The 12,415-nt window shown below is 70.4% G+C and carries 14 protein-coding genes; 7 read left to right on the top strand and 7 right to left on the bottom strand.

What is annotated here, in order from left to right; translation table 11 throughout:
• Positions 1 to 12: 12 nt before the first annotated feature.
• On the top strand, positions 13 to 1,113 hold the full coding sequence (locus LR394_RS32950) for a glycosyltransferase (RefSeq protein WP_231448536.1): 1,101 nt from the start codon (positions 13 to 15) through the stop codon (positions 1,111 to 1,113).
• Here LR394_RS32950 and LR394_RS32945 read toward each other — a convergent pair.
• The 4 genes from LR394_RS32945 to LR394_RS32930 are packed head-to-tail and all read right to left on the bottom strand — an operon-like array spanning position 1,081 to position 4,871.
• Positions 1,081 to 2,076, bottom strand: a complete 996-nt coding sequence (locus LR394_RS32945) for an acyltransferase domain-containing protein (RefSeq protein ID WP_231448535.1) — start codon at positions 2,074 to 2,076, stop codon at positions 1,081 to 1,083. The genes LR394_RS32950 and LR394_RS32945 overlap by 33 nt on opposite strands.
• 2 nt (positions 2,077 to 2,078) lie before the next feature.
• Positions 2,079 to 2,336, bottom strand: coding sequence for an acyl carrier protein (locus LR394_RS32940; protein WP_231448534.1), 258 nt, complete (start codon positions 2,334 to 2,336; stop codon positions 2,079 to 2,081).
• Positions 2,337 to 2,370: 34 nt separating this feature from the next.
• Positions 2,371 to 3,597 (bottom strand): ketosynthase chain-length factor, encoded by a 1,227-nt coding sequence (locus LR394_RS32935; protein ID WP_231448533.1) that lies wholly within the window; start codon positions 3,595 to 3,597, stop codon positions 2,371 to 2,373.
• Positions 3,598 to 3,599: 2 nt separating this feature from the next.
• Entirely contained in the window at positions 3,600 to 4,871 is a 1,272-nt protein-coding gene (locus LR394_RS32930; RefSeq protein WP_231448532.1) for a beta-ketoacyl-[acyl-carrier-protein] synthase family protein, read from the bottom strand.
• A gap of 246 nt (positions 4,872 to 5,117) precedes the next feature.
• Here LR394_RS32930 and LR394_RS32925 point away from each other — a divergent pair, with 246 nt between their 5' ends.
• Entirely contained in the window at positions 5,118 to 5,585 is a 468-nt protein-coding gene (locus LR394_RS32925) for a carboxymuconolactone decarboxylase family protein (RefSeq protein WP_231448531.1), read from the top strand.
• Positions 5,586 to 5,733: 148 nt separating this feature from the next.
• Complete coding sequence (locus LR394_RS32920; protein ID WP_231448530.1) at positions 5,734 to 6,780, top strand: LnmK family bifunctional acyltransferase/decarboxylase; 1,047 nt, start codon at positions 5,734 to 5,736, stop codon at positions 6,778 to 6,780.
• 70 nt (positions 6,781 to 6,850) lie between these two features.
• Here the strand turns inward: LR394_RS32920 and LR394_RS32915 are convergent, their stop codons facing one another.
• A complete protein-coding gene (locus tag LR394_RS32915; RefSeq protein WP_231448529.1) occupies positions 6,851 to 7,102 on the bottom strand; it encodes an acyl carrier protein in 252 nt (83 codons plus the stop codon).
• Between the two features lie 290 nt (positions 7,103 to 7,392).
• Here LR394_RS32915 and LR394_RS32910 point away from each other — a divergent pair, with 290 nt between their 5' ends.
• The gene (locus LR394_RS32910) at positions 7,393 to 8,949 is read left to right on the top strand and encodes an alpha/beta fold hydrolase (protein ID WP_231448528.1); all 1,557 of its coding nucleotides are present in this window, start codon (positions 7,393 to 7,395) and stop codon (positions 8,947 to 8,949) included.
• Between the two features lie 93 nt (positions 8,950 to 9,042).
• On the opposite strand, the gene LR394_RS32905 is transcribed toward LR394_RS32910, so the two are convergent.
• Both LR394_RS32905 and LR394_RS32900 read right to left on the bottom strand, forming a co-directional pair.
• The gene (locus LR394_RS32905; protein WP_231448527.1) at positions 9,043 to 9,840 is read right to left on the bottom strand and encodes a VOC family protein; all 798 of its coding nucleotides are present in this window, start codon (positions 9,838 to 9,840) and stop codon (positions 9,043 to 9,045) included.
• 25 nt (positions 9,841 to 9,865) lie between these two features.
• Positions 9,866 to 10,276 (bottom strand): VOC family protein, encoded by a 411-nt coding sequence (locus LR394_RS32900; RefSeq protein WP_231448526.1) that lies wholly within the window; start codon positions 10,274 to 10,276, stop codon positions 9,866 to 9,868.
• 200 nt (positions 10,277 to 10,476) lie between these two features.
• Between LR394_RS32900 and LR394_RS32895 the strand changes: the two genes are divergently transcribed.
• Genes LR394_RS32895 through LR394_RS32885 form a run of 3 tightly spaced genes read left to right on the top strand, consistent with a single transcriptional unit; the run spans position 10,477 to position 12,384 of the window.
• Positions 10,477 to 11,802, top strand: coding sequence for a phenylacetate--CoA ligase family protein (locus tag LR394_RS32895; protein WP_231448525.1), 1,326 nt, complete (start codon positions 10,477 to 10,479; stop codon positions 11,800 to 11,802).
• Positions 11,803 to 11,825: 23 nt separating this feature from the next.
• A complete protein-coding gene (locus tag LR394_RS32890) occupies positions 11,826 to 12,188 on the top strand; it encodes a non-heme iron oxygenase ferredoxin subunit (protein ID WP_231448524.1) in 363 nt (120 codons plus the stop codon).
• The gene (locus LR394_RS32885) at positions 12,181 to 12,384 is read left to right on the top strand and encodes a hypothetical protein (RefSeq protein WP_231448523.1); all 204 of its coding nucleotides are present in this window, start codon (positions 12,181 to 12,183) and stop codon (positions 12,382 to 12,384) included. The genes LR394_RS32890 and LR394_RS32885 overlap by 8 nt, the downstream gene beginning before the upstream one ends.
• Positions 12,385 to 12,415 lie beyond the last annotated feature (31 nt).

Genomic DNA, 12,415 nt, shown 5'->3' with positions numbered 1-12,415 from the left:
GGGTTGCAGCGCATGAGGATCCTGTTCGTGGCCACCGGCAGCCAGGTCACCGTCTACGCCATGGCCCCGCTGGTGGCGGCGGCCCGCAACGCCGGCCACCAGGTCGTGATGGCGGCCAACGAGCCCCTGATCGGCTTCGTCGAGAACCTCGAGATCCCGGCCGTCGCGATCATGCCGCAGGCGATCCGGCACTTCATGGAACCCGGCCCGGCACCGCAGGATGCGCGCGAGAATCAGGTACGGGTCGGGCGAGCCTTCGCCCGGATGGCCGGCGCCGGCCGGGAAGCCCTGCTGCAGCTGGCTCAGGACTGGCCACCGGACCGGGTGGTGGGCGGGTCGATGAGCTACGGCGCCGGCCTGCTCGCCCGCCAAAGGGGGGTGCCCTACACCCGCCACGCCGAGTACTTCCGCATCCCGCTGGAGGACATCGACAGCGGCGCCGCCCAGGGCCTGCAGCACGGGGGACTGGGCGAGCTCCCGCAGCCTGACCAGTTCATCGAGACCAGCCCGCCATCCCTGCGCAGCAAGGGTTTTCCCGACGCCCAGCTGATGCGCTGGGTGCCGCGCAACCCGCAGCGCCGCCTGGAGCCCTGGATGTACGCCCGGCGAGGATCGCGCCCGCGCGTCCTGATCACCTCGGGCACGCACTTTCGGATGCTGAGTGCCGAGGCCACCCGCGACCTGGCCGCCGTGCTGGTGAGCGAGGGCATGGACGTGCTGATCGCGGCGACCCAGGCGGTGGCCCAGGAGCTGGGCCCGTCGATGGGGCCGCATGTGCAGGTGGGCTGGATCCCGCTGGATGTGGTCGCGCACGCCTGTGACCTGGCGATCCACCACGGCGGCGCCACTACGTCGATGACTTTGCTGGAAGCCGGGGTGCCCCAGGTGATCGTGCCCCCGAACATGCACACCCAGGCGATCGCCGAGGCGCTGACCGACTTCGGGGCAGCCCTGACGGTGCCGGCCGATGCGCAGCACGAACCGGTGTCGGCGCTGGCCGCCAGCAGCCTGAAGATCCTGCACGAGGACGGTTTTGCGCAGCGGGCCCGGGCCCTGGCTCAGGAGAACGCTGCCCTGGCCTCACCCGCCGATGTAGTCCTGCCCTGGGACTAGGGCGGTGATGGCCGCGCTGAAGTGGTCGAACTCGGCGCCCGGGCCGTTGCGCGGCGGGCCCAGCAGCGACACCACGGCGCAGCGGCCGTTCCGGACCGCGGGCAGTCGCCGGGCGTGCGTGATCAGGCTGGTGCCCGGACCGCACTCGATCAGAACGTCGGGCTCGTGCTCGCTGAGATTACTGAGGGCGGGCCAGAACAGCACCGGGTCCACGGGTTGCGCGGCCCAGTAGGACGGGTCCTCGGTCTGCTCCGGGCCCAGCGGCTGGGTGGTGTAACCCGAGAAGATGCTCAGCTGCGCGGGGTGCACCGGAATCGACTTCAGCAGCGGGAGCGCCGCATCGGCCAGGGGCCGCAGTGCGGTGCTGTGGAACGGTGCCTGCGAGGGCACCGGCGCGCAGGTGAACCCGTCCTCGCGAAGCGCCTGGACCATGGCCTGCAGCGGTTCCCGAGGCCCGGCGAGCACGACCTGACGGGGTGCGTTCACGGCCGCTACATCCACGCCCGGGATGAGCCGCGGCTCGATCTCGGAGCGGGTGGCGGCCACCGCGACCATGCCACCCGCCGGGGCCGATCCCACCGCCGCCACCCGTTGCTGCAGGATGGCCAGGGCGTCGCGCAGGTCGAAGACCCCGGCCAGCGCGGCCGCCGACAGTTCCCCCACGCTGTGGCCGAGGGCGTACACCGGCTGCAGGCCCAGCTCCAGCAGCACCCGGCCCAGCGCGTAGTCCAGCGCGAACAGCAGCGGCTGAGAACTGCGCGCGTCGTCGCTGGGGATCCGCGGGGCAGCGCTGAGCCAGTCCTCGCGCAGCGCCGTTCCCGCGGGCCCCAGGGCGTCGAACACCTCGTCGAGCGCTGTGCGGAACGGCTCCAGGCGGCGGTAGAGCCCGGTACCCATCCCCGGGTACTGGGCGCCCTGACCCGGCATCAGCAGAGCCGCCCGCCGGGGCGGTGAGGCGATCACGCTCAGGCCACGCCGAGCCGGCGGTTGACCAGGTCGAGCAGCTGCCGGGGGGTCTTGGCCGAGTCCAGTTCGTCGTCCGAGATCTGCACCCCGTAGTCGCGCTGGATGTGGTTCAGGGTCTCCAGCAGGGCCAGCGAGTCGTACCCGAGTTCGTCGAAGGGCTCGTGCGGTCCCTGCTCCAGCGGTGAGGTGGTCTCGTCCTCACCCGCGCAGCGGCGCATGATGTCTTCCAGGTCGGTCAGGGTGATCGGTGTGCTCATCGGCGTTCTCCTTCTGCTTCGGGTAACCGGGTGGTCAGGCTCGGGCCGGCCGCAGCACCATGGCCGAGTTGAAACCACCTCGGCCGCGGGCGATCACCAGGGCGGCCCGGGGCTCCCAGGGGCGCGGTCGGTCGATCACCAGGTCGAGGCCAGGGGCGGAACCGGGCCGGACGTTGATGGTCGGCGGGATCAGCCGTTCGCGCATGGCCAGCAGCGCACACGCCAGGTCGGTGGGAGCCGCTCCGGAACTCATCCGCCCGGTCATCGTCTTCGGGATCGTCACCGGCACCCGCCCGGGCCCGAAGACCTCGCGGATCACCGCCGCCTCGGCCTCGTCCTGGGCCAGGTCGCCCGAGCCGTCGGCGAACACCACCCCGATCTGCTCGGCCGGCTCACCCGCGTCGCGCAGGGCGTTCTGCACGGCGCGCCGCAGCCCGGGGACGCCGCCGCGGTGCGCCGCCGCATCAAAAGTCGCGCTGTAACCGGCGATCTCGCCGTAGACATGGGCACCGCGGGCCCGGGCGGTGTCGGCATCCTCGACCACCAGGATGCTGCCGCCCTCCCCGGGTACGTAGCCGCTGGCCCGCTCGTCGAACGGCAGGTAGGCGCTGTCCGGATCGGCACCCGGGCTGAGGCCGCCGTCGCTCATCCGCGAGACCCAGCCGTAGGGGCAGAAGGAACTGTCCACCCCGCCGGAGACGATCAGCCGGGACCCTTTGCGGATGCTGCGCCGGGCCTGGGCGAGGGCGTCCAGACCGCCGGCCTGGTCGGCCACCACCACACCGGCCGGTCCGCGCAGATCCTGACGGATCGAGATCTGCCCGGTGTTCACCGCGTAGAACCAGGCGAAGGACATGTAGACGCTGACGTGCTCCGGGCCCTCGGACCACAGCTTGTCCAGTTCGCGCTGACCGAACTCGAAACCGCCGAACGAGCTGGAGGTGGCCACCCCCATCTCGTCGGTGTCGTAGGTGTCCTCGGCGAGGCGGCAGTCGTCCATCGCCCAGGCCGCGGCGGTGAGCGCGATCTGGGTCATCCGGTCGGTCTGCGGGATCAGCCGCCCGGGCAGGTGCTCGGCCGGGTCGAAATCGGGCAGCTCACCGCCCAGCCGGGCCGGGTAGCCGCTGGTGTCGAAGCGTTCCACGGCCCGGATCCCGGAGCGGCCCTGCAGGGTGGCGGCCCAGAAGTCCTCGGTGCCCAGGCCGTTGGGGGCAGCCACCCCGATCCCGGTGACGACGGCGCTGGGGGCTTGGGTGCTCATGCTCACGGCTCTCCGGCTCCGGGACGGGTCAGGATCATGGCGCTCTGGAAACCGCCGAATCCGCTGCCGATGTTCAGCACCGCGTCCAGGGGCTGGCGGCGGGCCTGCAGCGGCACGTAGTCGAGGTCCAGCTCGGGGTCGGGATCGTGCAGGTTGGCGGTCGGCGGGATCACGCCCTGCTCGATCGCCAGGGCGCAGGCCGCGATCTCGATGGCGCCGACGGCCCCCAGCGAGTGCCCGATCATCGACTTGATCGAGCTCACCGGCGTGGCGTAGGCGTGCGCCCCCAGCGACTTCTTCAGGGCGGCGGTCTCGTGCCGGTCGTTCTGCCGGGTGGCGGTGCCGTGGGCGCACACGTAGTCCAGGTCGGTGGCCGAAAGACCGCTGTGGCGCAGCGCGGCGGTGATCGCCGCGGCCATCTCGGTGCCGTCGGCCTTCAGCCCGGTCATGTGGTAGGCGTTGGTGCGGGAGGCGAAACCGCTGATCCGGGCGTAGATCCGGGCTCCCCGGGCCCGGGCGTGGGCCTCGGACTCCAGCACCATCACGGCCGCCCCCTCGCCGAGCACGAACCCGTTGCGGTTGCGGTCGAACGGGCGCAGGGCGTGCGTGGCGTCGTCATTGCTGGAGGAGGTCGCCTTGATCGCGTCGAAACAGGCCACGGTGATCGGTGAGACCGGGGCGTCGGTACCGCCGGTGATCATCACGTCGGCCGCACCCTCCTCGATCAGGTCGACCGCGTGACCGACCGCGTCCAGGCCGGAGGTACAGCCGGCCGAGATCGCCGCCACCGGGCCCTGCGCGTCGGCCTCCCAGGCCAGTTCGCCGGCCATCGAGCCGGGCATGTAGTAGTCGTACAGGTGCGGGCTGGCGTAGCGGTGGTCCAGCAGCCACTCGCGGCCGTTGTCGCTCATCACCAGGTACTCGGACTCGAGGTTGCAGGTCGAGCCCACGGCGGTGCCCAGGCTCACGCCGGTGCGGTGCGGATCCACCTGCCCGGGGGCGATCGCGCTGTCGCTCATCGCCTCGCGGGTGGCGACCAGCGCGAACTGCGCTGCCCGGTCCAGCCGCCGCAGTTCCCGGGCCGACAGTTCGGCCTCAGCCGCAGCGAAGTCCACCTCCGCAGCGATCCGGGAGCGAAAGCCCGTGGCATCGAACGCCGTGATCGCCCGGGTGGCCGTGCGCCCCGAGGTGACGGTCTCCCAGAACGCCTTGCTTCCTGTCCCACCCGGTGCGACCACACCCAGGCCGGTGATGACCGCCGTCCGCTCAGCCATCGGAACACCTGCCCGCTGTCCGCGGCACTCGCCCTAACATCCGTGACCGGTCCAAGACGCCTGACCCCCAAGCCGGTGAACGATTTTCGTCCCGAGCCTGCGTTCCGCGGGTGGAGGGTTACTCGAAGGTCAGCGGAAGGATCGGTTCTCTCCGGTGCGGGAACGGCCCGGGCCCGTGTTACCTCCGGCCCGCCCCGTACGTCAGACCGGATGACCCGTTGAACCGAACTCGTCAGGAGAGAACGCGTGAGTGAACTGAAGCAGCGGATGAGCAACCCGGCGGCCCTGTTGCCGGAGACGTACCAGGGGGTGGGGCACCTGATGGCGGCCATCCACTCCGGTGGGGTGCCGGAGCAGACGCTGGAGCTGGTGCATCTGCGGGCCAGCCAGATCAACGGGTGCACGGCCTGTATCCACACCGGTGTGCAGAACGCCGCCAAGGTGGGGCTGAGCACCGAGCGGATGCTGGCGCTGCCCGGCTGGGCGGAGTCACCGCTCTTCGACGACGCCGAGCGGGCCGCCCTGGCGCTGGCCGAGGCGATGACCCGGCTGGCCGACAACCCGGGCTCGGTGAGCGAGGAGATCTGGGACGCCGTCGCGGACCACTTCGACGAGAAGCAGCTGGCGGCGATCATCCTGCACGTGGCCACCGCCAACTTCTTCAACCGGCTGAACACCACGGTGCGCCAGGCTCCGGTGGACTCCTGGAGCTGAGTGTCACCGGGCGGCAGGGACGTCCGAGCGCGTCCCTGCCGCTCCTGCGGACCTGCGGGTTCGACCACCGGCGGAGTTTCCCTTGAGTCAGACTGGGGCGCCGGCTGCCACGTTGCGGAAAGCACCGCATCCACGAGAGGGCAGCAGAATGGCGCATGGGACTGGGCAGATCACGCAGGAACGAACGGATCCGCCGGGCACCCGGGGCGGCGCGGGGCCGGAGGTGTTCATCCGGCCGGACGCGTTCACCCCGGTGGGCCGGCCGGCGCTGCGCCGGGGGGAGCGCGGATGGCTGGAACGGGTCGAGCTGATCACCCCGGCGATGTGCGGCAACAACTCGCTGTTCGTCGGGCAGCTGGGCGACTGGACCTGGGACGCGGTGGGTTCGGCCTGCGGGATCGACCCGTACACGGCGGTGGACGACGAGGGCAACCCGGTGTACCTGTCGTTCGCCTATTTCCGGGTCCGGTCGGCGACCGGCCTGTGCGCGGAGGACCTGACCTTCGGCGACCGGCTGCGGGTGCGTTCCAAGGTGATGTCCAGCGGTGGTGACTCCCTGCTGACGGTGCACCGGGCCACCTTGGCGTCATCGTCGTCGCCGGCCGAGCCGGACGGCAGTGCCGACGACGTGGAGAGCTTCTTCGGCTACCGGGCCCCGCAGACCATCCACGTGGAGAACTTCAACCGGTGGATCCAGCGTTCCGGGCACGGCACCAATCACGGCCTTCGCCCGGCCACCCCGGCGGGCTTTCGCACGGCGCACCTGCCGGTGGTGCCGGACCGCCACACGCCCCGGCGGACCTGGGCCTCGGCCCGGCGCAACGTCGGCTTCCGCACCGAGGCGGAGCCGCCGGCCCGGGCCACCCTGAACCTGGACTACCAGGTCAACGCCAGCCGGGACCTCAACGGGGTGGGACTGCTGTACTTCGCCTCGTACTTCTCGATCGTCGACTGGGCGGTGCTGAGCCTGTGGCGCAGCCTGCAGCGGCCGGCCAGCGCGTTCCTGAGCCGCCGGGTGCTGGACCGGCAGCTGTGTTTCATCGCCAACGCCAACGCCGAGGACGTCCTGGGCGTGCAGATCAGCACGTTCAGCGACACCGACGGTACGGACGTGGTGGACGTGGCCGTGCGGCGCGCCGACGGTGATCTCCTGGCGGTGGCCCGCCAGCGGCTGCAGCACCCCACTCCCTGCTGAACACCCCGCACGACGGCGGCCCACCGGACATGAGATCCGGTGGGCCGCTGTCTTTGTGGCAGAACGAGATTCAGGTGACGCTGTGGTGCGAGTTCACGAAATCGACCAGGGTGCGCGGGGTGGCGACCCGGTCGAAGTCGTCCTCCTCGATGGTGACGTTGAACTGACGGCGCAGCCGCGTGTGGGTCTCCATCCGGGCCAGGGAGTCGTAGCCGAGATCCTCGAACGAGCTGTCCTGGGCCTGCTCGAACGAGGGCCAGTCACCGGCCCAGGCATGCTCACGCATGATGTCCTCCAGCATTGCCAGCGAGATCTTCTGCACCGTCTGCTCTCCTGTCCGCAGCGAGGAACCGGCCACCGCCTGATCCGTGAGCCTGCCGTCCGCCTCTACAGGGCGGGTCGAACCCCGGCGGAAACCGTGGTAACGAAAGCTCTCTCACTCGAGCGGCGCTCGAGAGCGACTCGAGCCGTGGTGGAGGCCGTGACCTGCACCGATGAAGGATCGGCGACTTGCCTGAGCGAGCGCCGAACTCCGTGGTAGCTTCGCCGCACATTCAGGAACGGGCTGGTCAAACGGCCCGCACGCAGGGGGTTCTCGTGAAAAGATCCTTGATGGCGGCTGTCCTGGCGACAGTGGCCGCGGCCGGACTGGCCGGGCCACTGGTTCCCGGGCCGGCCGTTGCGGACATCGTCGAGCGGGGGGCGCCGAGTGCCGCCCCGTCGGCGATCTCGTGGTCGCCGTGCCCGGCGGACGACCCGATCGTCGGGGGAGCACTGGCCGGTCTGGAATGCGGTTCGCTGGACGTGCCGCTCGATCACTCCCGGCCTTCCCGGGGCACCATCACGCTGGCGCTCACCCGGGCGAAACACACCGTGCCGCAGGCGCAGTACCAGGGCATCGTGCTGCTCAACCGGGGGCAGTGGCCGGGCAGCTTCGGGCGTGACCTGCCCACCCGGTTCGCCAACGGGTCGGTGGGTTTGCCGGTCTCGGTCGGGGCCACCTACGACTGGATCGGGTTCGACCCGCGGGGGGTCGGGGCGAGCGAGCCGTCGGTGACCTGTTCACCGGACTACCTTTCCCCGGGTTCGGCCCGGCCCGACTACGTTCCCCGCACGGTCGCCGAGGAGAAGAAGTGGCTCCGGGAGGCCCGCAAGTACGCGGACAGCTGCGGCGACAAGTACGGCAACACCCTGAAGTACCTCAACACCAAGGACACCGCCCGGGACATGGACCTGATCCGGGCCGCCCTGGGCCAGAAAACCCTGAACTACCTGGGCTTCTCCTACGGCACGTACCTCGGTGAGGTGTACGCCTCGATGTTCCCGGACCGGGTGCGCCGGATGGTGCTGGACACCGTGGCGGCGCCCGACGGCGTGGGCTACGAGAACATGCTCAAGCAGAACGTGGCCTTCGAGAAGCGGGCCGGGGAGTTCTTCGCCTGGATCGCGAAATACCACTCGGTGTACGGGCTGGGCACCACGCAGGCCGCGGTCGAGAAGAACTACCACAAGGGCCTGAACGCCCTCGCCGAGGCGCCGATCGACGGCCGGATCGGCCCGGCCGAGTACAGCGACATCTTCCTGGTGAATGCCTACCGCACCTACGCCTGGATCCCGCACGCCCAGGTGCTGGCCGACTGGGTGCTGCGCGGCGACCCGAGCGGGCTGCGGGCCAATTACGCCGAGCAGCGCGAGTTCCCGGCGATGAACACCTACGCGATGTACACCTCGGTGCAGTGCAGTGACGCGGCCTGGCCTCGCGACTGGTCTCGCTGGCGCACCGACCTGCAGCGTCAGCAGCGGCAGGGCAACACGTTCATGACCTGGGCCAACGGCTGGTACAACGCGCCCTGTGCGTTCTGGCCGGTGCCGGCCGGCCAGCCGCAGAAGGTGGGGCACTCCGGGGTGAACATCCTGATGCTGCAGCCGGAGAACGACGGGGCGATGCCGGTGCAGGGCGCGCTGGATGCCCATGCGCGTTTCCCGAACTCCCGTTTCGTGCTGGAGCGGGACGGGAACTTCCACGGTTCGTCGCTGACCGGTAACGCCAACGCGTGCATGAACGCCTACGTGAGCAACTACCTGAAGGACGGTTCCCGGCCGACGGCCAAGCGGGGAGCGGACGCCTCCTGTGCGGCCAGTCCCGCTCCGGTTCCCGCGGCCGGCTGATTCCAGAGCAGAGGACGGTGGGCGCGCGTGCGGGGGAACCCTGGACTGCACCAGTGGTTCCGGGAACCCCCGCACGAGAGCGTCCGTCGTCCTCTACTTGACCGTGACGTTCCAGAGGTTGCCGTCCGGGTCACTGAAAGCACCCCGGTAGGTGCCGTTCTCGTCCTCTGCGGCCGGGACGGCGACCTTTCCGCCCGAGGACGCGGCGGCGCTCAGGAGCAGGTCGGCCTCCTCGCGCGAGTCGGCCCGGTACGTGAACACGCTGTGGTGGAAGCCGGAACCGCTCTCTTCCACACCGGCGTCCTTGGCCAGGGTCTTGCGGGGCATCAGGGCCAGGCGGCACCGGCCCTCCTCGACGTGGAAGTCGATGTACTTGTCGCCGTAGTCGCGGTCGACCTTCATGCCGAGGGCCTCGTAGAACGCCTTGGAGGCCTTGGTGTCCTGCACCCCCAGCAGCGCGCCGACCTCGGTGGGTACCGGCGGGTTCTGGGCCGGGCCGTCGTCCTTGCGGTGCGGGGCGGCGAGCTTCCAGATCGAGCCGTCCGGGGTGCGGTACACCGCGGAGAACCCGGCGAACAGCGACTTCTTCGGCGGCTTGAGCACCGTGGCGCCCTGCTGCCGGGCGGCCTCGACCAGGGTCTGCACCTCGGTCGGCTGCTTGAGCACGTACGAGATGACGAAACCACGGAACCCGTCGGTGGTGGCCGGGGTGCCCACCGTGGCGGCCAGGGCGTCGCTCTGGTGCAGGCCCACCTGCGCCGTGCCGTGCAGGTCGAGGTCCACGGACTCGCCCTGCTCGGTGGCCTGCGGGGCGAACGTGGCCTTGTAGAAGTTCTCCGCGGTGGCGACCTCGGGGACGGCCAGGTCGAGGACATCAAGGGCGAAAGTCATGGTGGAACTCCTTACACGAGACGGTTCAGGCGATCTGCTGGAAACGGATGAGGTTGCCGGCCGGGTCGCGCAGCGCGAAGTCACGCACCCCGTACGGCTGGTCGATGGGCTCCTGGACCACCTCCACGTCCTGGCCCTGCAGCCGCTCGAACGTACCGTCCAGGTCGCTGGTGGCCAGGTTGATCCCGGCGAAGGTGCCCTTGAGCATCATCTCGGTGACCATGGTGCGCTCGGCCTCGGTGATCCCCGGATCGGCCATCGGGGGCTGCAGCACCAGCGAGGTGTCCGGCTGGCCGGCCGGGCCGACGGTGATCCAGCGCATGTCGTCGTAGCCGACGTCGTTACGTACCTCGAAGCCGAGTATGTCCCGGTAGAAGACGAGTGAGGCGTCCGCGTCGAGGTGCGGCAGGAAGCTCTGGTGGATGGTGATCTCCATACCGTCAACGCTAGAGGCGCGCTCGCGCGGGTCGCTTCTCAGATCCTGACCACCTTGGCGACCACTGCGGCTCGAGCGGACCTCCAGCCGGCTGCACCAGGCTGACGCCGGCAGACGGAGACCCGGCCCGGGCGCCCCAGGCGACACCGGCAGACGGCGGGAGCGACATGGTCCAGGGCGAGGTCGGCAGGCTCGAGAGGATGCCGCGGGCAGAACGTGAGGCCCGGGTGCTGGAGCGGGTGCAGCAGCAGTTGCACTACGTCTACGAGAACCTGCCCTTCTACCGGCAGCACTACGACGCCCACGGCTTCCGCCCCGAGCAGGTGCGCTCGCTGGCCGACTTCACCGCCCGGGTGCCGGTGATCACCAAGGCCATGCTGCGCGACGACCAGGTGCTGCACCCGCCGTTCGGCTCCTACCTGGGCGTGGACCGCGACCAGGTGGTACGCGTGCACGGATCGTCGGGCACCACCGGCAAGCCCACGCTCTACGCCTTCTCCGCCGCCGACTGGGAACACACCGCTCAGGTGATGGGCCGCGCGTTCGCCGTCGCCGGTGTGGGCCCGCAGGACACCGCGCAACTGGCCACGGTGTTCAGCCTGTTCATGGGCGGGTGGGGCGCTCTGCTGGGGTGCCAGAGAGTGGGCGCCGGGGCCTTCCCGATCGGCGCCGGGGAGACCGAGCGGCAGATCGAGCTGATGTACCGGGTGGGCAGCACCGTGCTGGTGACCACGCCGACCTATGCGCTGCACATGCTGGAGGTGGCCCGCACCCTGGGCTACGACACCACGCGATCACCGCTGCGCCTGGGCATCTTCATCGGGGAGCCCGGTGCGGCGATCCCGGCCACCCGCCGGGTCCTGGCCGACGGGTGGGGGATCGACGTGCGGGACATGGCCACGACCTCGGAGATGACGCCCTGGGCGACCAACGTGGAGTGCTCGGCCGGGGCCGGGGTGCACGTGCTGCAGGACGAGGTGTGGACCGAGATCGTGGACAAGAACGACTCTTCGGTGCCGGCGGCCGAAGGGGTCAGCGGCGGCGTCGTGTACACCCATCTGCACCGCGACTCCCAGCCGATGATCCGGTTCTACTCCGGCGACGAGTCCCACATGACCTACGAGCCGTGCTCCTGCGGCCGGAGCTACCCGCGCCTGCCGCAGGGCATCTACGGGCGCCTGGACGACATGCTGATCATCCGGGGCGCCAACGTCTACCCCAGCCAGGTGCAGCGGGTGCTGCTGGAGGTGCCGGGTACCGGGGTGGAGTTCGTGATCGTGCTGGAGCGGCAGCAGAGCCTGGACCGGGCGCTGGTACGGGTGGAGCACGACCCGTCCTGGCCCGCGGACACGCCCGCCCTGCGCGAGGACCTGGCCGGGCGGGTGCGGCGCAAGCTCAAGCTGGAGACCAACATTCACTTCGACGTGGAGATCCTGGCGCCCAACACCCTGGAACGCGCCGTCTCCAAGGCCCGGCGGGTGCACGACCTGCGCGAGGCCGGCCGGCTGTCGGCCGCCACCCCCTGATCGAGCACCTTTCGGAGAGTGATATGACGCATTCCGCAGACCACTCCGTCACCGGATCCGCCCCGCAGCCGGACACGTTCGTGCGGGTCTGCTCGTTGCGGGAACTACGCCCGGGGCGGCCGCGACCCTTCCAGGTCGGCTCCAGAACCATTGCGGTGGTACGCCAGGGGGACGAGGTGTTCGCGGTGAGCGACCGCTGCTCGCACGCGGACGTGTCCCTCTCCGAGGGCGAGGTGTACGGTGGCGTGATCGAATGCTGGCTGCACGGATCGTGTTTCGATCTGCGGACCGGCGCGGCCACCAATCCGCCGGCGCAGAAGCCGATCGATACCTACCCGGTGCGCGTCGTGCAGGGTGAGGTGGAGGTGGCGCTCCCGCATGACTAGCCCCCGGCTGCGTCGGGTGCTGCGCAGCACCGGGCGCTTCGTGATGAACGGGCTGATCGGGTCGGCCTGCGTGTGGGTGGGCCCACCGCCGGAGTTCTGGCCCCGTCCCGAAGGGGCGGATCTCTCACCACCGCCGACGGCACTGAGCCAGCACGAGCAGATGGTCTGGAACTCCCTGCTGGAGCGACTGCGCTGAGCGGGCTGAGCGGTAGTGAGCGCAGGAGGTT

Origin of the sequence: Kineosporia babensis (assembly GCF_021129305.1) — a bacterium.
GTDB lineage: Bacteria > Actinomycetota > Actinomycetes > Actinomycetales > Kineosporiaceae > Kineosporia > Kineosporia babensis.
This window is presented reverse-complemented; position numbering and strand designations above follow the sequence as displayed.